Annotated in this window: 24 protein-coding genes; 14 read left to right on the plus strand and 10 right to left on the minus strand. The window is 51.0% G+C overall.

Annotated features, from left to right (window positions below; genetic code table 11):
• On the plus strand, positions 1-717 hold the full coding sequence (locus ACMVP2_RS01190) for a class I SAM-dependent methyltransferase (RefSeq protein ID WP_416866372.1): 717 nt from the start codon (positions 1-3) through the stop codon (positions 715-717).
• 275 nt (positions 718-992) lie between these two features.
• On the opposite strand, the gene ACMVP2_RS01195 is transcribed toward ACMVP2_RS01190, so the two are convergent.
• The 3 genes from ACMVP2_RS01195 to ACMVP2_RS01205 all read right to left on the minus strand — a co-directional run bounded on the left by ACMVP2_RS01195 (position 993) and on the right by ACMVP2_RS01205 (position 2,773).
• Positions 993-1,190, minus strand: coding sequence for a hypothetical protein (locus ACMVP2_RS01195; RefSeq protein WP_416866373.1), 198 nt, complete (start codon positions 1,188-1,190; stop codon positions 993-995).
• A gap of 138 nt (positions 1,191-1,328) precedes the next feature.
• Complete coding sequence (locus ACMVP2_RS01200; RefSeq protein WP_416866374.1) at positions 1,329-1,538, minus strand: hypothetical protein; 210 nt, start codon at positions 1,536-1,538, stop codon at positions 1,329-1,331.
• A 254-nt stretch (positions 1,539-1,792) separates the two neighbouring features.
• Complete coding sequence (locus ACMVP2_RS01205) at positions 1,793-2,773, minus strand: GlxA family transcriptional regulator (protein WP_152001186.1); 981 nt, start codon at positions 2,771-2,773, stop codon at positions 1,793-1,795.
• A gap of 129 nt (positions 2,774-2,902) precedes the next feature.
• On the opposite strand from ACMVP2_RS01205, the gene ACMVP2_RS01210 reads away from it, so the two are divergent.
• From ACMVP2_RS01210 to ACMVP2_RS01245, 8 genes are all read left to right on the plus strand, one after another.
• On the plus strand, positions 2,903-3,310 hold the full coding sequence (locus ACMVP2_RS01210) for a VOC family protein (protein WP_339794049.1): 408 nt from the start codon (positions 2,903-2,905) through the stop codon (positions 3,308-3,310).
• Positions 3,311-3,419: 109 nt separating this feature from the next.
• The gene (locus ACMVP2_RS01215) at positions 3,420-4,577 is read left to right on the plus strand and encodes a helix-turn-helix domain-containing protein (RefSeq protein WP_339794047.1); all 1,158 of its coding nucleotides are present in this window, start codon (positions 3,420-3,422) and stop codon (positions 4,575-4,577) included.
• Between the two features lie 410 nt (positions 4,578-4,987).
• Positions 4,988-6,325, plus strand: a complete 1,338-nt coding sequence (locus ACMVP2_RS01220; protein WP_416866375.1) for a hypothetical protein — start codon at positions 4,988-4,990, stop codon at positions 6,323-6,325.
• Between the two features lie 35 nt (positions 6,326-6,360).
• Positions 6,361-6,954, plus strand: a complete 594-nt coding sequence (locus ACMVP2_RS01225; RefSeq protein ID WP_416866376.1) for a diheme cytochrome c-553 — start codon at positions 6,361-6,363, stop codon at positions 6,952-6,954.
• Between the two features lie 72 nt (positions 6,955-7,026).
• On the plus strand, positions 7,027-7,458 hold the full coding sequence (locus tag ACMVP2_RS01230) for a hypothetical protein (protein WP_416866377.1): 432 nt from the start codon (positions 7,027-7,029) through the stop codon (positions 7,456-7,458).
• Positions 7,459-7,534: 76 nt separating this feature from the next.
• Positions 7,535-8,206: a hypothetical protein gene (locus ACMVP2_RS01235; RefSeq protein ID WP_416866378.1), complete on the plus strand. Its 672-nt coding sequence runs from the start codon at positions 7,535-7,537 to the stop codon at positions 8,204-8,206.
• 14 nt (positions 8,207-8,220) lie between these two features.
• Positions 8,221-9,222: an alpha/beta fold hydrolase gene (locus ACMVP2_RS01240; RefSeq protein WP_416866379.1), complete on the plus strand. Its 1,002-nt coding sequence runs from the start codon at positions 8,221-8,223 to the stop codon at positions 9,220-9,222.
• Between the two features lie 90 nt (positions 9,223-9,312).
• Entirely contained in the window at positions 9,313-9,738 is a 426-nt protein-coding gene (locus tag ACMVP2_RS01245; protein WP_416866380.1) for a DoxX family protein, read from the plus strand.
• 160 nt (positions 9,739-9,898) lie between these two features.
• Here ACMVP2_RS01245 and ACMVP2_RS01250 read toward each other — a convergent pair whose 3' ends face one another.
• Complete coding sequence (locus tag ACMVP2_RS01250; RefSeq protein WP_416866381.1) at positions 9,899-11,188, minus strand: alpha/beta hydrolase-fold protein; 1,290 nt, start codon at positions 11,186-11,188, stop codon at positions 9,899-9,901.
• A 340-nt stretch (positions 11,189-11,528) separates the two neighbouring features.
• Here ACMVP2_RS01250 and ACMVP2_RS01255 point away from each other — a divergent pair, with 340 nt between their 5' ends.
• Positions 11,529-12,077, plus strand: a complete 549-nt coding sequence (locus tag ACMVP2_RS01255; RefSeq protein ID WP_416866382.1) for a DUF4870 domain-containing protein — start codon at positions 11,529-11,531, stop codon at positions 12,075-12,077.
• Positions 12,078-12,187: 110 nt separating this feature from the next.
• Here the strand turns inward: ACMVP2_RS01255 and ACMVP2_RS01260 are convergent, their stop codons facing one another.
• The 3 genes from ACMVP2_RS01260 to ACMVP2_RS01270 form a co-directional block, all read right to left on the minus strand.
• Positions 12,188-12,826 carry a dihydrofolate reductase family protein gene (locus ACMVP2_RS01260; protein ID WP_416866383.1) on the minus strand — a complete coding sequence of 213 codons (639 nt, stop codon included), beginning with the start codon at positions 12,824-12,826 and terminating at the stop codon, positions 12,188-12,190.
• Between the two features lie 695 nt (positions 12,827-13,521).
• A complete protein-coding gene (locus tag ACMVP2_RS01265) occupies positions 13,522-14,391 on the minus strand; it encodes an alpha/beta hydrolase (protein WP_416866384.1) in 870 nt (289 codons plus the stop codon).
• A 425-nt stretch (positions 14,392-14,816) separates the two neighbouring features.
• Entirely contained in the window at positions 14,817-15,134 is a 318-nt protein-coding gene (locus tag ACMVP2_RS01270) for a hypothetical protein (RefSeq protein ID WP_416866385.1), read from the minus strand.
• 731 nt (positions 15,135-15,865) lie between these two features.
• Here ACMVP2_RS01270 and ACMVP2_RS01275 point away from each other — a divergent pair.
• Together ACMVP2_RS01275 and ACMVP2_RS01280 are read left to right on the plus strand one after the other, a co-directional pair.
• Entirely contained in the window at positions 15,866-16,564 is a 699-nt protein-coding gene (locus ACMVP2_RS01275; protein ID WP_416866386.1) for a DUF6261 family protein, read from the plus strand.
• 153 nt (positions 16,565-16,717) lie between these two features.
• Positions 16,718-17,905 (plus strand): DUF1624 domain-containing protein, encoded by a 1,188-nt coding sequence (locus ACMVP2_RS01280; protein ID WP_416866387.1) that lies wholly within the window; start codon positions 16,718-16,720, stop codon positions 17,903-17,905.
• A gap of 88 nt (positions 17,906-17,993) precedes the next feature.
• Here ACMVP2_RS01280 and ACMVP2_RS01285 read toward each other — a convergent pair whose 3' ends face one another.
• Positions 17,994-18,284 (minus strand): Dabb family protein, encoded by a 291-nt coding sequence (locus tag ACMVP2_RS01285; protein WP_416866388.1) that lies wholly within the window; start codon positions 18,282-18,284, stop codon positions 17,994-17,996.
• Between the two features lie 169 nt (positions 18,285-18,453).
• On the opposite strand from ACMVP2_RS01285, the gene ACMVP2_RS01290 reads away from it, so the two are divergent.
• On the plus strand, positions 18,454-18,942 hold the full coding sequence (locus ACMVP2_RS01290; RefSeq protein ID WP_416866389.1) for a TlpA family protein disulfide reductase: 489 nt from the start codon (positions 18,454-18,456) through the stop codon (positions 18,940-18,942).
• Between the two features lie 566 nt (positions 18,943-19,508).
• On the opposite strand, the gene ACMVP2_RS01295 is transcribed toward ACMVP2_RS01290, so the two are convergent.
• On the minus strand, positions 19,509-20,624 hold the full coding sequence (locus ACMVP2_RS01295) for a hypothetical protein (protein WP_416866390.1): 1,116 nt from the start codon (positions 20,622-20,624) through the stop codon (positions 19,509-19,511).
• 256 nt (positions 20,625-20,880) lie between these two features.
• Between ACMVP2_RS01295 and ACMVP2_RS01300 the strand changes: the two genes are divergently transcribed.
• Positions 20,881-21,366 (plus strand): hypothetical protein, encoded by a 486-nt coding sequence (locus ACMVP2_RS01300; RefSeq protein WP_317487242.1) that lies wholly within the window; start codon positions 20,881-20,883, stop codon positions 21,364-21,366.
• A 24-nt stretch (positions 21,367-21,390) separates the two neighbouring features.
• Here ACMVP2_RS01300 and ACMVP2_RS01305 read toward each other — a convergent pair whose 3' ends face one another.
• Entirely contained in the window at positions 21,391-22,698 is a 1,308-nt protein-coding gene (locus tag ACMVP2_RS01305; protein ID WP_416866391.1) for an amidohydrolase, read from the minus strand.
• Positions 22,699-22,815: the final 117 nt, after the last annotated feature.

Genomic DNA, 22,815 nt, shown 5'->3' on the forward strand with positions numbered 1-22,815 from the left:
ATGACTGAAGACTACAACGCCAACATCGCCCATTACTACAACGCCTACCGCCCACCCCTGCATCAAGTGATCCTTGCAAAGTGCCTGAAGCCAGGGACAGTTTATGGCAATGGGCTTGACATCGGGAGCGGCACCGGGCAGTCGAGTGTCGCCCTGGCCGACTTCTGCGAAAAGATAACCGGGGCTGAGCCAGGCAAGGAGATGCTGGAACAGGCTATTGGGCATTCTAAAGTATCCTACGTGCATTTTGATAGCATCAATTTACCCTTCGCTGATAGCAGTTTCGACCTGGTCACCTTTGCGGGGTCGTTGTTCTACGCCAAGTCGCAGAGGATGCTCAATGAGGTGGTGAGGGTGTGCCTGCCAAACGCCATCGTTATTGCCTACGACTTTGAGGTACTCTTTCAACAGCTACCCTTTGGGTTTGATCTGCCTGTGGAAGCAGCTGACTATGATCACAGGGCTAGCTTTTCGGGTCTTGCAATGAATGGGCTGAGGGAAACAGACTCTTTTGTCAGCGACTACCAGTTGGGTGTCAGTGCTGAGAACCTGGCTCATTTGCTGTTATCGGCAGGAAGCTTTTACGATTATTTTTCTGAAAGGTACAGGGCTAAAGATCCTCACTCTCCTCTTGTCGAAGAGCTTGAAAAACATTCGGCAGCACATACCACTGACGCCCGATTGTATGCCACCGTGTACAAGGTAGGTGCGAAGTAACTCCGGTGAACGGGTTTGCATTCTTTTAGATATGCCACGAAGGCACGAAGACGCTAAGCAAAGTGTTTCTTCACTCCCTAATCTCTTCCTCCTCCGGCGGCTGACGGTTGCCTCCTTCATCAGGATGCGGCTTCACCACCATCCTGGGTTTATTACGCCCTTTCATGGCTCGCATACATCAAAGCCCTGAATGGGCGGTATAGTTTTGAGCAGAGCTTGCTCAATGCTCCCAGCTTGCCGCTGGTTTCACCATGGCCTTCACCATCTTTTTCTCCCTACCCGGTGGCTGACGGTTGCCATCGCTCCGGCTCCGCTACCGTACCGACGCCTGATTCCCTTGCCCGCCTAAGCTTTTGGCGCAGGTGGTCGCTTCGCTCTTCGATATGGCCACGAAGGCTCGAAGACGCTAAGCAAAGTGTTTCTTCACTCCCTAATCTCTTCCTCTTCCGGCGGCTGACGGTTGCCTCCTTCATCAGGATGCGGCTTCACCACCATCCTGGGTTTATTACGCCCTTTCAGGGCTCGCATACATCAAAGCCCTGAATGGGCGGTATGGTTTTGAACAGAGCTTGCTCAATGCTCGCAGCTTGCCGCTGGTTTCACCATGGGCTTTACCCACGTTCCCCATACCCGGCGGCTGACGGTTGCCATCGCTCCGGCTCCGCTACCGTACCGACGCCTGGTTCCCTTGCCAGCCGAAGCTTTTGGCGCAGGTGGGTCGCTTCTTCAATATGGCCACGAAGGCACGAAGACGCTAAGCAAAGTGTTTCTTCACTCCCTAACCTCCTCCGCTCCCGGCAGCTGGCTTTTTTCTCCTTCATCAGGATGTGGCTTCACCACCATCCTGGGTTTATTACGCCCTTTCAGGGCTCGCATTCGTCAAAGCCGTGAAAGGGCGGTGTAGTTTTGAACAGAGCTTGCTCAATGCTCCCAGCTTGCTGCTGGTTTCACCTTGGCCTCTACCCGGCCGCTGACGGCTCCATCGCCCAGACCTGCCAGCCGTACCGACGCCTGGTTATCTTCCGTCTCCGGTCTCCCGACTTCTTCGCCCGCCGAAGCCTCTGGCGTAGGTGGGCTAAACCAACACCGGCTCCTTATAGTACTTGTTCCTGTACTCAATGGGCGTAAGTCCCGTGATTCGCTTGAATACTGTTCTGAATGCCTTTGTATCGGTATACCCCACGTCATACATCACCTCGTTGATGTTTTTGCGGCTCTTTTCAAAGCTCCGCTTGGCGGCCTCTACTTTCACCCGTTGTATGTACTCCACAATGGTGTTGTTGGTAGCCTTCTTGAACCGGCGCTCGAAGCTCCGGCGGCTGACGGCGAACATATCCACCAGCTGATCGACGGTGATGCGCTCAGCTGAATTGTCCTCGATAAAGTCCTGGGCCTTCTTCACTTCCGGGTCGTTGTGATCCTTCTGCCCATTGAACATCATAAAAGCCGACTGGCTTTCTCTGTCGATGTCGATGGCAAAGTATTTGGCAGCGAGAATGGCTGTGTCCCGATCTGTGTATTTTTCCAGCAGGTAGAGCAGCAGGTTCCAATAGGAATTGGCGCCACCGCTCGAATAGAGCCGGTGCTCTTCGGTAATAATACTACCATCTACCAGCTCCACATCGGGAAACGTCTCCCGAAACTCGTTGGCAAATGCCCAGTGGGTAGAGCAGCGTTTGCCTTCCAGCAAGCCGGTGGACGCCAGCAGGAAGGCCCCCACACAAAGCGAGGCTATTTCTGTGCCCTCATTGTATTTATTCACAAGCCATGGAATAGCTTCTTTGTTGACTTCCACCGCCTGTTTCATGTCGCCAAACAGAGCGGGGATCACAATCAGGTCAGTTTTGTCAACATCCTTCATCAGCTTGTCGGTATGGACAGAGAAAGCGCCATCGTGCAGCTTCACGTCCTTTGTAGCACCCACCAGTTGCACTTCAAAAAGTGGCGCCTTGCCAACGGCCTGTAAAAACTGGTTGGCGGCGGTGAACATATAGCGGGGATCGGCCACCGCTTCCATCACTGCCGAGTTAGGAACAAGGATTGAAATACTCTTCATTGGGATGAAATTTGACCTGATAAAAGTAGGAATTACTTGTGACGCAATCAACCCTCCAAACTGCCGTTTTCACACCCCGGTAAGCGATGCTCCCAAAGCTACTTTTGTATGGTTGACAAATGCTGACAAATGGCCCATTTGATTACATATTTGACCTTCAACGGAAACTGCAGGGAGGCGATGAGCTTCTACCGTGACTGCCTGGGTGGGGAACTTCAGCTTGAGACTGTGGCGGCGTCATCCGCTTCTGCTCAGTTCCCACAACCAATGAGGGAGTTCATCCTGCAGGCCACGCTCTCGAAAGATAACCTGGTGCTAATGGCCACCGACATGGTGGGTGAAGACGGCCTGAGTCGGGGAAATGCCGTATCTATTCTGATAGACTGCAACAGCAAAAAGGAGCTTCAGCACTACTTTAAGAAACTGTCCCATAAAGGCCAAGCCACTCACCCGGTTGGAAAGACCTTTTGGGGCGCCTGGTTTGGAGGACTCACCGATAAGTTTGGAAACCACTGGCTGCTCACCTGCAGAGGCTAAGCGAAAGCTAGCTGCTTCACAGCTTCTCAATCTCATCACTAGTTTCCTGAATTTTCCTTCCTTACGTGTTTTGCTTCACTCTGCTATATTTGCGGTTCACTTTTGAACAATGAATATAGGGCTGCTTCAAATTTTACTTTTTGCAGGCTGCATCCAGGCTATTCTCCTGGCCACCTACCTATTCTTTCATTCTGCCATCAGAGGCTCCCGACTCTTCGGTTTTCTGCTGTTGTTTCTGGCCATCCACTTGTTTCTTGTTACCAACGACAGGCAGGAGTTCTTCATGCAATTTCCGCACCTATTGCACGTCACCTGGTTGGTTCCGTCACTTTACGGCCCTATCATTCTCATTTTCGTGCGGCGAATCACCAGGTATTCGCTAAAGTCCTCGCTTGTGGAATGGCTTTACTTTGTCCCCTTTGTGCTACTGGCGGTCTATCACATGCCCTTCTATCTCCAGTCGGCAAACGAGAAGCAGGCCTATATTGCGGACTTCGCCCTTTCCGTGAAGGACGACTTTGGGCTGATCAACCAGCTGGTCAACGTGCTCCATGTCACGTTTTTCTCTGCCTCGCTTTGGTTCTATAACCTTTACAGAAAAAAAATCCTGAACTATGCCGCCTCTGAGGAAACCAGGCTCCTGTGGCTGGGTAATTTTCTTTGGATCAATCTCGCCATTGTGTGCGTAGGTGTGGCGGTGTTTTATGCCAGAAAGTACAACCTCCCCGTGGTTGGCAGCATTTACCCCTATCATTTCCTGGGTGTCATTTTTCTGATCTACTGGTCGGCCTATAAGCTCATCAGGCAGCCTGCGATTTTTCAGTCAGAAACTGAAGAAGGAGGCTTTGCAGAAGTATCGGAAGTCCAGTCGGCCCAGGAGGCTGCCAGGCCGGTTACAGAACAGCACCGGCAGCTGGCTGAGGACATTAAAAAGCTGATGGAAGAGGAAAAGCTTTACCGAACGGCGGGCCTCACACTGCTCGACTTGTGCGCAAAGGTGAAGTCGAACAAGCAGTACGTGTCGGAAGCTATCAACCTGGTGTTTGGCAAAAACTTCTACGACTTTGTGAATGAGTACCGGCTGAAAGAGTTTACCGACAAGCTTGAAAGCCAGGAAGACCAAAACCTCACGCTGCTGGGCATCGCCTCCAACGCAGGCTTCAATTCCAAGGCTACCTTCAATGCAGTGTTTAAGAAACACTATGGGATGACGCCGTCGGAATACCAACGGGGAAATTCCAATGTTCAAAAAACAAAGATCAAATAAGCACCAGGGAGGAAATTCCAAAGTTCAAGCTGCAAATAACAAATGAGCACCAAAGAGAAAACTCCAAAGCTCAAGCTGCAAATAGCAAATAAGCAAAAAAGGGGAAATTCCAATGCTCAAAAAACAAAGATCAAATAAGCAACAAGGAGGAGATTCCAAAGCCAAAGCTGCAAATAACAAATAAGCTTCAATCAGGCTATAACAGAAACATCAACCTTCCTGCCTTCATAAGTCAACCTTGATTTTCGCAGTGTGTAAGTGACCTGGGTTTAGAGTTTAGCCGCTTTGAATTTGAGTTTTGGTGCTTGCTATTTGAGGTTTCTCATCTTTATGCGTCCGAATTGACCAATTCGGACGATCAGCTTTCAACTCCCTCCGTATATCAGCCAGTCAAAAAACTCAAAACCATTATGAAAAAGAATTTACTCATGGGGCTGATGCTCCTCGGCTGGGGAACAGCGGCTCAGGCACAAACAAAGCTCTCGCTTTCGGTGCCGCTGCTCGACGTGCCGCAAAACACCCAACTTCCGCACCGCTACCCTTCCATGCACCAGGCCCTTCAGTGGAGCGCCGATATATATGACGTGAGCTTCTGGGGTATCGATGCCGCCAGCAATGCCCTGTTCGATAAAAAATGGACGCAGACAAGCTTCAGCTATGCCACTGGTCTGCTTTTCAGCAAGTACGGCAGTGAGCTGCCCCTGCCGCTGGGCGTATGGGGACACGAAGAATACCACCGCTCTGTGCTGGGTGCTAACGGGGTTGCCAGCAAAAACGGTAACTGGATTTTTCACCGCTGGGACGGCACCGTGTATGGCCCGTCGGACGAAGACCTCGCCAACCTGAAGGCTACCGACAACAACGCCCTGCTCTACGCCTACACGGCGGGTGTGCAATACGAAACGCAGCTTACCAAAACCAGCGTGATGAACGACTTCTACAATGAGCGCAGCTTCTACAAAGCTCCCCTGTACCTCTACAACGCCCACTATGTGTGGAACTACTTCCGCTTTGCCACCAGCACCCATTCCGACTCAGTAAAGGTGATAGCGCCTAAGTTTGAACACAAAGAGGCTACACAGCGTGACTTTGCCGGTGCCGACCTCACCGCATGGGCCTACGACATGTTTAACCCCAATGCGTCGTACTACGACCGTGACGACTTCCCCAATGGCGAGGGCGAAAACCGCCGCATTGGCTTCCACGACCTGTCGGAAGAAGCGCAGAAATACCTGGTGAAGCAGAAACGATTGTCGCTCCTCAATTTTTTAAATCCGGCCATCATACTGGTCAATCGGATCCGGATCAATGAGGAGCTGACAATTCTTCCCTTTGTTCAATACTCTCCTACCCACTTTGGCAACAGCATCTCCCTCAATATGCCCTTCACCTACAAAGGCGACGGCTACTTTTTGGGCGTGAACCGCTTCGCCAACTACAAACATGCCTACTACGGCGTGGAGGCGGGCGTTTACCAGCGGCCCATCGATGCGCTACAAGGGCTGAGCATGTCGTGCACAGTGAAGATCTGGAAGCAACCCAACAGTTTCTTCGGCAGCAAAGCCAGCTGGGGTGGTGCCATCAAATGGGGCGTGGCCTACGCTGTGGCCGACCGCCTGGCGCTTACACTTGACGTAACAGGCAAAACGGCGGGGTGGCTTGAAGGCAACCCTTACCTGAAACGCAACTTCAATCCGGTGCTGGGCTTCCAGTATATCGTGCCGGGGTTGAACAGCGGGAGGCTTTAGTAGAACCAACATCTTTTATTAATCAATTACTCAAAATGAAACACAAATTTCTATCAGCAGCGCTATGTCTGGTCTCAGGCGTGGTTGCTATCCATCAGGGCTGTTCCACAGCCCAACCAAAAGAGGAGGAAACCTCGGCTGTCGTGCCTATTTCCCGGGAAGAGGTAGTCCTTAAGGGCGCTCACCTGGTCGACATCATGGGCTGCAACGACTGCCATTCGCCAAAAGTGTTTACCGAGCAGGGGCCCGTACCTGATCCTGAAAGGCTGCTCAGCGGCCACCCGTCAGATATGCCGTTGCCACGAGTGGACAAAAGTGAGCTAAGCAACTGGGTGCTTTTTGGTATGCACAACACCAATGCAGTAGGTCCCTGGGGTGTATCTTTTGCGGGTAATCTAACTTCTGATGCAACCGGCATTGGTAGCTGGTCGCTGGAGCAGTTCAAGCGGGCGATGACTCAAGGAAAATACAAGGGGCTGGAAAACGGGCGCATGCTGCTGCCTCCCATGCCCTGGCCCAACTACCGGCACCTGAGCGATGAAGAGCTGGAAGCAATATTTGCCTACCTGCAGTCGACCCGGCCGGTGAAGAATGTAGTGCCGTCGCCCATCGCACCCAACGACCTGTAACAGGCTGGCACCCTTTCAACGGCCAGAAGAACAGACGAACGAATCGATGACTAACACAAATTTTTTAAAGCAATGAACAGAATAAGAACATCACTTTTTACGCTGGCTGCAGCAGCCACCCTATTTTTTACCGGATGCAAAGACGATGATGGCGACGCCAGCAGCCCGCTGGTAGGCACGTGGACACTCGTAAAAACCGACATATCGGGCTGCACCAATGGCGGCAACGGCACCAGCACTTTCACCTGCGACGATGCCAACTGCCTCACCATTACCATGAAAGCCGACAACTCGTACCAGATGAAAACCCTCGTTAATGGAGGTGTGACCAACGACAACGGCACCTACCTGCTGATGGGCGACAATCTGGAAGTGTGCCGCAGCAATGGCACGGTATGCAGCAATGGCGACTTCGCATTGAACACCGCCACCAAGAGCTTCACTCTTACCGAAGTAGATGGCGCTACCGGGTGCACCAGGGTGACTACCTATAAGAAAGTTTAATTTCCCTAAGCTTAACAAAGGAAAGAGCTGCCCGATTGGGTGGCTTTTTTTTGATCTATCTAAACGCCTAATGGTTATGAAAACCAACTTTCTTCACTCCGTCTGCGCTGTTTGGCACTCCACCAAAGTAGCTATCATCCGGCGCTTGTGTAGAAGCAAACTCTTCCTGAGCCTGCTGGCAAGTGCTGCTGGTGGGTTCGGCCAAGTCATGGGGCAGGCTTCCGCCGACCACCAATTTTTGCAGTTGGGGTATTTCGGGAAACAGATCTCCCGCCCCGGCATTTCTGCATCAAAGGAAGCTTTTCATTCAGACTTTGATCCATTTTTCGAAGGAAAAAAAAGTAGTCTTCACCACCGGTTTTCAATCAGTGTGGCGCTGGGCATGTATACCCATCCCGGCAACCACACGGGGCTATTCACCAACGTGCAACTGGGCTATGCATTACGTTGTGAAAATCGTTTCTACTGGAAACTACAAGCTGGTCCGGGGCTCTTGCGTACATTCCTTACCCGTGCAACCTACGAGGTCGGGGATGACCTGAGCATAAGAAAGAAATTCCTCGCCGGAAACTATCAATACATGCCATTAACTGCACTGGAGTTCGGCAAGGAACCTGTTCCTGGCAACCACCTGCTTTCCGGGTACTATTTAAAGGTCGGCGCCTTTCTGCAATATCCACACAACACCATGTGGTTACCCAATCCGACATTTGAGGCCGGCACATTTATTCCCCTGAATCCCAAATAATTTTCTGTATCGATATGAAAAAAGCTTTAGTCATTTCTATCATTTTTGTTTTGCTGACAAGCTGTAGCAAAGAGGATCACTTCTTTTTGCAAAGCGACGGGGCAGACATGCCTCTTACCGTCGCCGGTAATACGTCTTCCCGAATCTTCATCCTTTTTCTTCACGGAGGACCTGGCAATGGCGCTTTTGTATGGCGGGAGCATTTTCAGAAACTTGAGAAAAAGTTTGCGATGGTGTACTGGGACCAGCGAGCTGCCGGCAGTGCACAAGGGAACGCACAACCAGCTTCCATGACGGTTCAAGCGATGGTCAGAGATACCCATAAAGTAGTCACATTGATCAATCACCTCTACGATCACCCCACCATTTACCTTATGGGGCATAGCTGGGGAGGACTGCTCGGCACCGCCTACCTTATTCAATATCCGGCAGAAGCCAAAGGGTGGATAGAAGTGGACGGAGCGCACAACAAAGTACAATCCGCCGATCTTTCAAAGAAATGGGTAATGGACTACGCCATGGCCGAAATTGAAAAAGGGGTAGACACTCAATTTTGGAAAGAAGCGCTTCATTGGTATGACCAATCCAACGGCCCTTTGACTTATTCAAGCAAGCATTACACAACCTACCTGCCAGCCGCACATGCCTATTTTTATAAAAGTGATTACAGCTATTATGGACTCAGCGACTTCCTTTTTGGAAGTCCGAATGGTTTCGACATCCTCCTCAATGGGAAATTTTCAGATCAACAATTAGAGCAGGAGATCGTATCCACCGACCTCACACCATTCATGGCAAAAATCACAATACCTTCACTCATATGCTGGGGAAGGCACGATGGAGCCATCCCTTATCAAATGGCGCAGGATGCCTACGATGCGCTTGGAACGGCCGAATCGCTCAAAACAATTGTTCATTTTGAAGAATCAGCTCACTCTCCTATGATCGAAGAAAACCAACTATTTTGTTCTACGGTCATCGACTTTGTCGAGCGGGTTGAGAGGCAGACTCATTAAAGCCTTTACTAAACTGACTTTTGAGGAGTTGTGACTGAACCTTATATGTTCGTGCCTTATCTTTACCCGCCAACACCCGTAGCACAACATATGAATAACAACGTCATCAAACTCTTCCTTCGCCTGGCCCTTGCTGCCGGGTTTTTATCGGCCGTGGCCGACCGCTTCGGCCTCTGGAGCCCCGACGTTTCTGCTTGGGGAAACTGGGACAGCTTCGTGGCCTATACCGGGGTCATCAATCCCTGGGCTCCTGCGTCCATTGTGCCGACGCTGGCTGGCATTGCCACTGCGGCCGAGGTCGTGTTTGCTCTTTTTCTTTTGATTGGCTTCAAAACAGAGCTGTTCGCCAAACTAAGTGGCTACCTCCTGCTGGCGTTTGGCCTGTCGATGGCGCTCTCTACCGGCATCAAAGGCCCGCTCGACTATTCTGTGTTTAGCGCAGCCGCAGCAGGATTTGCCCTGAGCCTGATGAAGGAGAAGTACTGGGAGGTGGATAGCTTGGTTGCTAAAGACTGAAGCGGCTTTTCCCTTACATGACCATCGTTTGCAACGAGGGTCTGCGAGATGAGCGATTGCATCACTCGCCAGTGCCGGTGGAACCCGCCCCCGGAACGATATCTCCATGATAATGGCAGGTAGTATTATGAGCTCGGCTGTCCATTACCAACATCGTTCTTTATCTCTGGTTTTTCTTGTCCCTGGTTTTTTCTTTCAATTGATCGAGCTGGGTTTGGTACTCGCTTGATTCTTCCATTTCCAATGCTGACGATATTTGAAGCGCCTTGCCCAATGCTGAAATGGCCTTGTCAAGCTGATTATTTGCCTCGTATGCCTTTGCCAGTTCGCTTAAGGCCTCTGCCGATTTTGGTCGATACTCCACCCATCGCTCAATCACTTCTATCGATTCCAAAATTCTCCCATCCCGAAGTAACCTTGGCCCTACTCTGCTTAAGCTGTTCCCGCTGTTCCACCTCTCTGCCCTAGGCAATATATCAAACCCATATTCCGCCGAAAGACGCTGAAAATAGCCATCTATATTGGCCATCGCATTTCCCGGTGCCTCGATCATCTCGTGATACTTTGCGAACCATTTATCTTTAGGATATATCATGCCCAGTGCTTCCTCCAAAGCAGGCAACGCAACATCGTAATGCCCTTCGTTTTCAAATGATTTTGAGACAAATTGAAAATCAGCAGTGCGGTAAGGAGACAGCCGCCTTTCCAATTCTTCCAGGTTAGCTTTAATCATCGGTGAATCGCCATTGCCATCCGAATCGGCAGATGTTACATACAGGTAGCCTTTCCTGTTTGGCGCACTATTAAAGTCATTCACAATGACGTCGATAAGGCTTTCGCCATCATTATATCCCATACCAAGTACATCGCCAGCGGCAATGGCAATGTGAGCATCAAACAAATCTGGTTCTTTGGCAAAAGTGTGCAAGGCATACATCGATGTCACAGACAGCCCCATGATCAGGTTGAAATCGTTTGCCCTGAAGTTGCTTTTCAAATAAGGCAAAAGCTCTTTCCTTAAGTAGGCAGTAAATGAATCCGGGTTTTCTCCAAAAGGAAGTTGTTTCCAATCCATTGGCCAAAAATCGCTGCCGTTGGTATAAAACTTGGGTATGTGCGGGCCATCTACGAGGCTCACCACTATGGTTTCCGGCATTCTTTCCACAGCGCTTAAATGCTTTACCACCCCCGAAACCATCAGGAAAAACTCATCTTCAAGGAGCAGAAGCACGGGATAGGTGTGCTGTGCCGATACCTCATAAAAGCTCTCGGGAAGGAAAATATTGACCTTTCTATCCTCATTCAGAATCTTTGAATGCAACAAATACTGCTGTGCATAAGTGAGTGGAGTAGGCTCTTTTGCAAAAAATTCATTGTTGATTGGTTGTGCGTGAGCAACACCGTAAAACTTAAGCAGTGCTACCAGGCAAAAAGTACATTTCAATTTCATTGTAGGTTACATTAATGAGCGCCAACGAGCGGCCTGCATGTGAGCCTGCGCAAATTCAAAAAAGTAAAACAGCTTATCTTCATTGACTAAAAATACACAAAGTGGCCGGGACTGCAACCACCCTACACACGTCCTATTGAATCCAGGGTGTGAAATAACTGCTCTTTGGGGGAGCTTAGCTTTTCAGCAGCCCCACCTGAAGGCCTGAAGCCCTAACGAAAGCACTTGATATGCAGATTAGCTTAAAATGAGGTATATTATCACAATTGTCGTGTGAATGACGGGTAATTGTAGTGGCACTGTTGCCCTAAAACCCCACAAATTTGAAATAAAAAAACTCATGAGAACCGGACAATTAATAAAAGAACTAAGGCTGAAAAAGGGCATTACCCAGGAAGACCTGGCTTCATTGACTGACATCAGCGTCAGGACAATACAGCGGATCGAAAGCGGTGAAGTTGACCCACGTGCATACACGCTCCAATCAATTGCAGGAGCTTTGGGGGTGGAATATGAAACCCTGGCAATGAATGAACCTTCCTTTGGCGAAGCGACTAAAGACGACACCAGCAAATGGCTGCCTCTTATACATTTGAGTGGTTTATTGATACTGATTGCCCCGCCGATTGTGCTTTGGATTCTGAAACGGGATGAGGTAAAGGACATTAGAAAACATGCCGTTGATGTTATCAACTACCAACTCAGCATTTCCCTATATGCCATTCCTTTGGTTCTTTTTGGAATTTACCCCATTCTGATAGCTTTGTTTATCTACAGCCAGGTCGTAATTATACTCAATACGATAAAGGTAACGGCTCATCAACCTTATAAATATCGCCTGAATATTAAATTTCTAAAGCCCTATCAGGAGGAATTATCCCTGTCGTGACTTTGCACTGGCTAAGAACTGCAAGCCGTTTTTAATAGACGTCCTTGCGGTTCTTTGTGCCTCTTTCCTGAAAGCCAGCCCCAGCAAATCCGCTGCCCGTACCTCTAAGCTTACCCTTCAGTTGAATCTTTTAACTCATACCGTTCGCCAACGGTACCCGTGCCTATTTTCCCGGCCCGCTTGAAAGCAGCGATGATCACCCCGGTGGGTGTGACAATACTTTCTGTCAGCGTAAATGCCGCAGGCATCGATCCACTGTCAAACAATCTTTTCCCTTTGCCAAGAATCAGTGGATGGATTTTGAGCCGGAGTTCGTCGACAAGGTCATGCGCAAGCAGCAGCTGCACCAGCTCACTGCTGCCCCATACGTGGATGTCACGACCGTCGCCCTCTTTTATCTTTTTGATGTCGGCCACGCCTTTGACCACCTCAGAGTTTTTCCACCCGGCCACCATGGGGTCCGACTGGCTGAGGCGCTTCGAAAGCACATACTTCATGCCCTCGTTAATGCCCGGCCAAAACTCTCCGTGGTGAGGCCAGTAGGCAGCCCATATCTCGTAGGTTTTCCGGCCCAGCAGGTAGTCGGCGGGTTGCAGCTCCTTTTTCACGACCTCGTCATAAACCTCGTCGTCGTAAGGTGCCACCCAGCCACCATGTTTGAAACCGCCCGATGGGTCTTCCCCAGGTGCGCCGGGCCCCTGCATTACGCCATCCAGTGTGATCATTGACAATACGACTATTTTTCTCATGCTGTTTGAGTTTGTTGATGATACGAATCTTTTTCCCTCAGAGTCTCCTGTCAAGGGACTCTGAGTCAGCGCTATTCCTCAGCGTCCCCTTTGAGAGGCTCCAATGCTATTTCTCAGAGTCCTCTGCGAGAGACTCTGAGGGAATTTCGTTTGTTGATAGAACAAATATCCGTAGGAAGCACATCATTCCAGCAGTGTAAACACGACAATGAGAGGGGCTAAATGCGGAAAGGGGGTGTGAAGGATGCCATCCCTCGCTTGCACAACCTCCGCCGCCACCACACCATCGTCATCCCGATTGCGAGGAACGAGCGAGGGATCCCCTTGATAGTTGCAGAAGGCATAACAAGCTCGGCTGTGGGTCTTGGGGATCCCGTTCCACGTCGGCTCCGTTTCACTGCGAGATGACGGCGTGTTATGGAGGCTTTGGTGATAAGGCAAAATGCTTGAGGCGAAGCATGAGCACAGCCACCCTCTCCAGACCAACGTCATGCCAATTGCGAGGGACGAGCGAGCCGACGTGGAACCCGACGCCGGAACGGCATCCCCCAGGTAATGGCAGTAGGTATGACGAGCTGGGCCGTAAGTCTGGGGGACTTCTCCGCTACGCTGCGAAGTGACGGCGTGTTATGGAAGCTTTAGCTGTTAGGCGGCATGCGTGAAGCCAGGCCTGAGCACGTGCTATTCCCCCCAACTCACCGCACCACAAATCCATGCTTCGCCAAAAACTGGTCGGTTCGCTCCATAATTTCCTCATCGAATAGCGTCGAATACTTTTCATTGTCCAGCCCCAGGTAATGCTTCCTGCCCTTGTAGGTCACCACCTCAAATTCGTTGTCCTGTGCTTCCGTCTCCCGCTTAAACATATTGACCGTCCAGAAGTTGACCGTGGTATCGTCGAGCCCGTGGAACTCGATGGCGGGAGGCATGCCAGGCCTGATGTTGTGCCGGGGCGAAATGGCCCAGATCATGTGGCGCTTTTCGCCCAGCATAAGGTCGCACCAGGCTTCCATGGTGTTCACCGTGGACGAATAGAGCAGCATGACGGTAGGCCGGGGACTGATGGCCAGGTTATCGTTGGCCTCGTTGATGGTGTCGCCCAGGGCAGTCATGAGGGTGAGCTGCCCTCCTACCGATTGCCCGCCCACGGCGATCATATCGGGGTTGATGTTGAGCCGTTTCGCATTTTCCCTCACCCACCTCACCGCCGACCGGGCATCTTTGACGCACTCCACCGGGGTAATCTTTGGATTTGGCCAACTTTCGTCGGCATTGACCGACAGCCGGTACTCAAAAGAGAAAGTCACAAAGCCTTTTTCGGCATACCTGCGGCAAGCCCCATGAAATTCCTTCGGATGACCAAAGGCCCAGCCTCCGCCGTGGAAAAAAACGATGGCCTGCCGGGGAGACGAACTTGCCCCGGCCGGAGTAAATATGTCCACAGTAAGCGCCGTGGAATCAATACGCTTGTATACTTCCTGCGTTGCCGTTACGCCTGCTGGCTGGGAGTAGCCAACGCAGTGCAGGCTCAGCAACAGGAGGAGAATGTTCAGTTTTCGGCTCATGATCATTGGGGGTTAGGTTACACCATGCCTGGTTGGCTTGCTGTGAATTTACAATTTGTTGAGGTGAAAGTCGACATGGGGTAGATGGTGGGCGGTGGTGGCTGGAGAAGTGCTACCCTCTCCACACCAACGTCATATCGAATCCCGAAGGGTGAGATATCCCCCAGGTAATGGCAGTGAGCATTATAAGCTCGGCTGTAGGTCATGGAGATCCCGTTCCACGTCGGCTCCTTTTCACTGCGATGACGGCATGTTATCGGGGCTTTGGCGGGAAGGCGGCATAGTTGTGGTAGGCCTGAACACCGTTAATGATACGAGACACGGTCTCGCACCAGCATTCAATGCTATTGGCGGGCCTAGCTGCTCGGACTAGCGGGGCGTGTCGGTTTTATCTACACAAGTCGCCGTTTGCACCAAAGGAGTGGTTAAACCCTTAGAATCTCGGCTTCTCCGACGACTTTTAGCCCCTCGTGAATCCACCATTTCGTTCCAGTGTTCAAATACTTTTCAATTGATTGCCCGGAAAGAAACTTAACAGTCACTATTTCTTCGGCTCCCAGTTGTATCCAATCCTTTTCGAAAGAAATTTCTCCAATGTATGTCGATAAAAGTTTTCCATCACCATCATACTCGAAAACATGGTTTGGTCGATAGCCAGTCTTGATGCCTGATTGGCGCCCACCCTCGTCGGTAGTCTTAAGCCGCAACTTGGCCTGGATTGCTATGAGGTTGCTATTGTTCATTATTCGGATCCGTCGAATCGTCATGCCCACTTACCGTCAACACCTGGCCCGTCAGTGTGGGAGTTTTATGCAGCTGCTTTTTCATTATCAGTTAGCCCCGCCCGACTGAACGTCGTTCGGGCGGGCACGCCGATGATAAAATTAACTCTTGTGGCGGATAATCCAAGCGAACTGATAGTTGGCGAATAAGTGTAGGCTGAGGACATCCACCGCCACCACACCAGCGTCATGCCGATTGCGAGTCACCCTGAGCTTGTCGAAGGGACGAGCGAGCCGACTTGGAACGGCATCCCCGTGATGGTGGCAGGAGGTGTTCTGAAAAACACTGCCAGGTCTCGGGGATCTCTCCGCTGCGCTGCGAGATGACGGCGTGTTATCGGGGCTTTGGTGGTAAGGCGGCATAGTTGAGGCACGGCATGAGCACATCCGCCCTCCCCACACCAACGTCATACTTGACCGCCGGAACAACGTGTAGGCGTGGCCGATTGCGACGAAGGAGCGAGCCGACGTGGAACCTGACGCCGGAACGGCATCCCCCAGGTAATGGCAGTAAGCAGTTCTAAAACTCTGCCAGGTCGGGGAGATCTCTCACTCCGCTCCGCTACGTTTCGATGACGGCGTGGGATGGAGGCTTTGGCGGTTGGGTGAGTTTTACCCCATCGTCACCCCCCCTTTCGGCAAATAAGAAGTCATTGTGTATATTTATCGATCAGCTATAGTTTCGACTACCTATGATTGACAAAGTTCACATCAACTCGCTGCCCAACAGCGATTTTTCGAAGTTCATGAATGAAGTGCTGGACATAGCAGCCAAAAATGATCCGGCCACCCTGAAAGTGCAGAAGCAGGAGGAAAAACTACGGGCAATCATGGGCCAGGCGGATGAGATGTTTCAAGCCAGGGAGGGGTTTAAGATGGCCGAAAAGCTGGCGATGCTCGATATGCGCCGTGACAGAGCCATTACCGGCATCATTACCTACGTGAACGCCCTCACCTACCATTTTGATGAGAGCACCGTTCGTCACGCCGAAAAGCTGCACAAGCACTTGGAAGACTACGGCGGAGAGGCCATTGCCCGGGAAAACTACGCTGGCGAAACAGCCTCTATCAGGAGCATACTGAGAGACTGGGAAACCAAGCCTGCATTGAAAGTGGCCGTAACAGCCCTGAAGCTGGAAGACTGGGCCAAGGCCATGGAGGCCGACAACGACGCCTTTGACGAGCAGTATCAGACCCGCACCGGCGAAGCCCCTGCGCCGTCGCCCGACGCACTGCGCACCAAGCGCCTGGAAGCAATAACGGCCTACTACGAGTTGTGCGAGCATATTGCAGCCTACCACGTGGTGAAAAAAGGCGCCGAGCCTTTCAGCAAAACCGTGAAAGAGCTGAATGCCCTCGTGAGGAGATACAACAACCTGCCTGCTGGTTGATGTAGCCAAGGTTGGGGCATGAGACAGCATGTAGTTGTGCGCCTCAATCAAATATCCGTGGAAACCGGGGTCCCTCACAAATAGCCCTCATTCGAAAAATGTAGTATATTGTTAGGGACTTTGCTGCAACCATCTCCATTTAGACCAGTTGGCATGAGTAACCCTGTCGCAGACAAACGATCATACAGGCTCACAAGCATCGACTTTCTGCGAGGCCTGGTCATCGTCATCATGGCCATCGACCATGTCCGTGATTTTTTCCTCACCGGAGGCATCCAGGATCCCATGGCCCAACCTGACGTCCCCCTTGCATTGTACCTGACACGCTGGGTTACCCATTTCTGTGCTCCTGTGTTTGTATTCCTTGCCGGCACGTCCGTAGGCTTAATGAGCAGCCGCAAATCAAAAGGCGAACTCGGCAGCTTTCTGCTCAAGCGGGGACTCTGGCTCATCTTTGTCGAAGTATTTGTCATCAACTCCATCGTCTCCTTCCTTAGCCCGGGCATTTTTGGCCTCCCTGGCCTTGTAGTGGTGCTTCAGGTCATCTGGGCCATAGGAGCCAGCATGGTGCTGCTGGCCGGGGCTCAATTTTTGGGAGTGCGCAAATGCCTGGTGCTGGGTTTGGTGCTGCTGGTCGGGCATCAGCTGCTTGACAATGTGTGGCCGTCTGGAGGAGCAATTGATGCCTTCTGGGTAGGACTGTACAGGCAGTCGGCGTTTGTGGCCGGGCCTCTATCTTTCATTTTCGTCTATCCACTGATCCCCTGGGTGGGAATAATGCTACTGGGCTATGGTACGTCAACCATTTTCGGCAAACCTGGCGCTGAGCGCAAAGCCTATCTGATCAAGGCTGGGCTTATCATGATTGGCTGCTTTGTTGTGCTGCGCTTTGTGGATGCCTATGGCGACCCCAATCCGTGGGAAAGTCAAGCGCTGGGCTGGAGGGCCACAGTCTTAGATTTTATGAACCTGACAAAGTATCCGCCAAGCCTGCTCTTTACCCTGGCCACCCTGGGCCCAATGGCGATTCTGGGAGGCTACGCTGAGAATTTTAAGGGGTGGCTTCACGACACCCTGGTGATGTTTGGCAGAGTGCCCTTCTTCTTTTACGTGTTGCACTTCGCCCTTATCCATGTGCTCAGCATCTTCTACGGTATGTATCAGGGCTTCGATGCCTCGCAGTTTTTAACTATTTTCTTTCATTACCCAACAGGCTATGGCACCAATCTCACGGGCGTTTATGTGGTGTGGCTGCTCGTGCTAGTGATGCTCTATCCCCTTTGCAAGCTCATGGCCAAAGTAAAGCGGGAAAGAAAAGACTGGTGGCTGAGCTATCTCTAGAAGCACTGTAGCTCAGTCAGGCTGAAATCAAATCACATAGTCGCACAGCATCACGAGCGTGGTGAGCACCTGGGGAAGCAGGCGCTGGCTACATCGGCTCGTAGTCGATCTCCAGAAACTTCTCTACATACTTTGCCCAGTAGGTTTGCACAAACCTGATGTGGTCAGGGTGCTGGTTGTAGCCTTCGTATGCCTCCATGTTATCAAACTCCATCGACAGCCCATAGTCAAAGTCGTTCTTCTTGCCTGTTTGGCGCAACGACTCAAACTTGTGAACACCTGGCAGGGATGATAGTTTAGCCGCAGCGGTGAGGAATTCCTTCTCTTCAGGCGAGCCCTTGGGATACTTTAACCTTAGAACAACGGTATGACGAATCATAAACGGGGGATTTTGATGCGTGTAAGTCAAGACAACTATACAGGGGGCAAATTAACGAAACAAACCATCCAAAATAGACTAACATAGTTCCGGCGACATTGCCTCACTAGGTAAAATAGGCAACCTTTGCCATCTTTGCTCGTCTATTTTTCCAACTAAACTGTCAACAATGAGGATTTTACTGGCAATAGCCCTCCTATTTTTAGCTGGCCACTCGCAGGCCCAAACCAAACCCAAAGTGGGTGACCTGGCTCCGGGCTTTCAGCAGGTAGCCGCCGATGGCAGCATGCTGGAGCTTTCGAGCATCAAAGGTGACCTTATCCTGCTCGACTTCTGGGCGGGGTGGTGCAAACCCTGCCTGCACACCATCGAAACCATCCTCAATCCGCTTTACAGCAAGTACAGCCGTGAGCAGCTGCAGATTGTGGGTGTGAGCTACGACAAGTCGGCCGACAAATGGGAAAAGTCGATGGCCAAGTTCAACGTGCCGTGGCTGCATGTGTACGACGCCGACGACTACGACCTTTACAAAAAGTATGCGATTGAGGTGTTGCCCACCTACTACCTCGTCGACAGCAAGGGGAAAATTGTGGCCGCCAATGTGCTGTCGGCTGACCTGGCAAAGACGGTGGACGATTATTTTGCGAAGGGGAAGTGACGCTTCCGTTCTGGTTCAAGCGTCCTCACAGCAAATGCATTTACCCTCAACCCTCCAAGGGTTTATCCCTTCCATGGCAGCAAGCTACCATTTATCCAGAGAGGGGTTAGCCAGAAGCAAACCCTTGGAGGGTTTTTACCATAAGCCTTTACTAAATACGTGTGCGTTGCAGTCGTCCCCTCCTGGTTCAAGCGCCCTCACAGCAAATGCATTTATCCTCAACCCTCCAGGGGTTTATCCTTTCCACGGCAGCAAGCTACCATTTATCCAGAGAGGGGTTAGCCAGAAGCAAACCCTTGGAGGGTTTTTACCATAAGCTTTTACTAAATGCGTTTGCCTTGCAGTCGTTCGCTCCTGGTTCAAGCGTCCCGCTTGGACCGTAAAAATTTAAGCGTCTCGCTTTGCACTAAAGACTTCCGTCTATTGTAGCGGCGAGGCGCAGACATTTCGACACCCACAAGCCTGACCCCGGCCCCGGCCCAGCGGACGCTTGCGGGATGGAAGGGGGTGTCAGTTGGGTTTTCTGTAAAGCACTTTCAAATAACTGAATAAAGACATCTATCCAACTATTTAGCAGCAACCTCCTCCTGTTCAACGATTAATTCTTTGTACCATTTGCCCCACTTCTCATTCTTAACAACCAGCGTGAAATATCCGTAAGGAAAGTCAATGCACTTAAAGCCTTTACAATATTTAGCATTGATTCTTAATTCATGGGTTCCGTTTGAAAGGTGAAGTTCCTTAAAAGGAAGGGAGTAGCTCACTTCATAAGTTTTGCCTGCGTACACCGGCTCAATGTATTCCTTCACAAAAAAGACATCTCCAGCATCGTCGCCAAAAATCTGATTTTGATCCCTGAGCCTTTCGTATTTCCCGTTTTTCTTTCGTTCTACCCAAATCAAGAGGTCGCCGCCGTATAAGCCTTCGGCCTGAAATGAAAAATCTATGCTCGAGCCCTTTCCGATATTGCCTACGTGAGAACCCTCACGGTTAGGCTCAAAAACATTGACGATCTTACTTTGGATGGTCAGCTCCGGAGTGCCCGCCGACTCGCTTTTCTCCGGCGTTGAATTTTCTTTGGTTCTTGCTTCCAGCCAGCCCTGGGAAACCGCCTCCAGTCGATCTGCTTTGGGGGGGTACTTCTCGCTGATATAATTTCGTGCGAATGCTTCCATCGCCTCCTCTGCTTCCTGACGGGACGCCCCCATTTTATACAAAACAGCGCCCGAGAACTTGTCAGCTTCCAGCTCAATGGCATGGTAGCTTCCGGTTCCCAATAGCGTGTGTCCATTGAGGTGATGGCCCATTTCGTGGGCAATAGCCATTACTTTTGACCAGTCGGTTTTGTTGGTTGAATGAATATTGCCGAGCCAGCTTTGGTTGTAAAAAATGTAGCGATCGGAGCCTGCCAGCACAGCTTCGGCACGGCTAACGTCGGCTGCTTTGCTGGTAAAGTTTGGTGTGAGTGCCGCTTGGGTAATTATCCACTCCAGCGCTTGTTCCGATTCCTCGGCATTGTCAAACACCTTGATCTCCTCCCTGTTGGAAGAGCCGGTATTGAAGCGAGTGTCGATGGTAATTTTCTTTTGTGCCTGCAAATTACCCCCAAACAAAAGGGGCCACAGGGCTACAATAGCAAATGTCCAGCGATAGGTGGTTGGTTGGTTGAGTCGCCTGATCATAAGGCCTTAAAATAATAGCTAAGGTACAGGTAAAACTCATCAGTCAGGCTATTGTCACTTCTACACAGGGCCAAGCTACGAGTTTTTTGATTGTATTGAAAGTGGGGAAGCCTTCTCTGCAACATCGAATCTATCGAAAGGCGTCATCGGCTTTGGGCAGTGCGACTTTGGCACAAATCGTTTTTCTTGCCATTGCTCCGAACCAGAATTCTACTTTTTGCGTATCTTTCACAGAGCATCTAAAAACAAACCAACTATGAAAAAGCTAGCCCTACTCCTTCTGCTTAGTTCCTTCACTTTCAAAGCAGAGCTGCCAGAGCTTAATGCTAAAATTATCACCTACCTCGACTCTGTGATGGGCAAAAAGGTGGACAGGGGTGAATGCTGGGATTTGGCGGCAGGTGCGCTGGCCTACTCCGGTGCCTACTTCGACCGCAGCAGCATGAAAACCGTGACCATCTACGGTCGTGAGTTGAATTACAAGAAAGAGGAGGTGCTACCAGGTGACCTGATCCAGTTTGAAAATGTAGAACTCGCCTGGAAAGACGGCAACACCACCTACAAAGAAACCATGGGGCAGCACACCGCTGTAGTGTATAAGGTAAACGGCCCGCTGAATTATGAGATCGCTCACCAGAACACGGGCCAGTGGGGTAAAAAAGTAGGTGTTAGCAACCTCAACCTGAACAACCTGGCCAAGGGAAAGCTTTGGATTTACAGACCGATTAAGGAGAAGGGTTGAGCCAGACCCTGGCATTTGCCTCCGTTACTTCCCATTCAAATAGTCAACCGCCAAACTGCTGAGGGCTCTTACTCCCAGTTGTAGAGAAGACTCGTCTACATAGTAGGTAGGTGAATGCTGAGACTCGATCTCTTTTCCCGGTGTGCGTACCCCCAGATAAAAGTACAAGCCCTTAGCGTTTTGTGTCAGAAAGGGGAAATCCTCCGCTCCCATTTCCACGGACGGCGTGATCAGGTTGCCTTCTCCGGTTACTTTCAAAAGTGTGGGCGTCATTTTTGTCAGTAGTTCAGGGTCGTTGAAAGTCACAGGATTACTGCCAGAAATGATAACCTCCGCAGTGGCCCCGGAACCCTCTGCAATGCTCTGGGCTGTTTGACGGATTCGTCGGTGGAAGTCTTCCCGAATCTCAGTATCAAACGTGCGGATAGTACCCAGCATGCGCACTTCGTTGGGTATGATATTGCCTCTCACCCCGCCTTGAATGCTTCCAATGGTCACAAGCGACAAAGCCTTTGTCATGTCGAGCTGGCGGCTGGGAATCACCTGCAGGCCAATCACAATCTGCGAAGCTACAACGATGGGGTCGTTACCCAGCCAGGGGAACGCACCATGCGACTGCTTACCCTTTACAATAATCTCCAATTGATCAGCCCCGGCGCACATGCCATAGGGGCGTACGCCCAGGGTGCCGGCATCGAACCGTCCGTCGGTATGGAGCGCAAAGACCGCTTCCGGCTGCAGGTCTTTAAAAATACCTTCCTGCATCATCAGCTCAGCGCCGCCCTCCTCTCCTGCCGGAGCTCCCTCTTCGGCTGGTTGAAAAATGAAAAGGATTGTACCTCTCAGCTGCTTGCGCATGCCGGCCAGCACCTCCGCCGCACCCATGAGGCAGGCAACATGAGCATCGTGGCCGCAGGCGTGCATCACGCCCACCTCCTGGTCGTTGTAGGTTGTGCGCACTTTCGAAGCAAACGGCAGATCCACCTCCTCCACCACCGGCAAGGCGTCCATATCGGCTCTGATGGCTATGACAGGCCCTGGTAGCCCACCTTTCAGTATACCAACCACGCCTGTGTGGGCTATGCCGGTTGTGACTTCGATGTCGAGTCTTTCCAGGTGTTTGGCCGCAAGCATCGCAGTTCGAAATTCCCGGTTGCTGAGCTCCGGATTTTGATGAATATCCTCATACCATGATATGACCTTCGGCTCAATGCTGGTCGTTTTTTGGTTGATCTCACTTTGGAAGTCCTTCTTTCCCCTCTGCCCAAAGGCACTTGTGGACAAGACTATCAAAAACAGTAGAGTAATACCCGGACTTTGCTTGCAGTGCATCTTCTTGGTTTTAAGTATGGTAAGGGTATCAAAGTACAACTAAAAGCCAAGTTTGCCTAAAGGGCCGACCCTAAGGGCCCTCGCTGTTCTCAATCAAATATCGCTCCGTACTTTTCG

Origin of the sequence: Imperialibacter sp. (assembly GCF_048007035.1) — a bacterium.
In the GTDB taxonomy this organism is placed as follows: Bacteria; Bacteroidota; Bacteroidia; order Cytophagales; family Cyclobacteriaceae; genus Imperialibacter.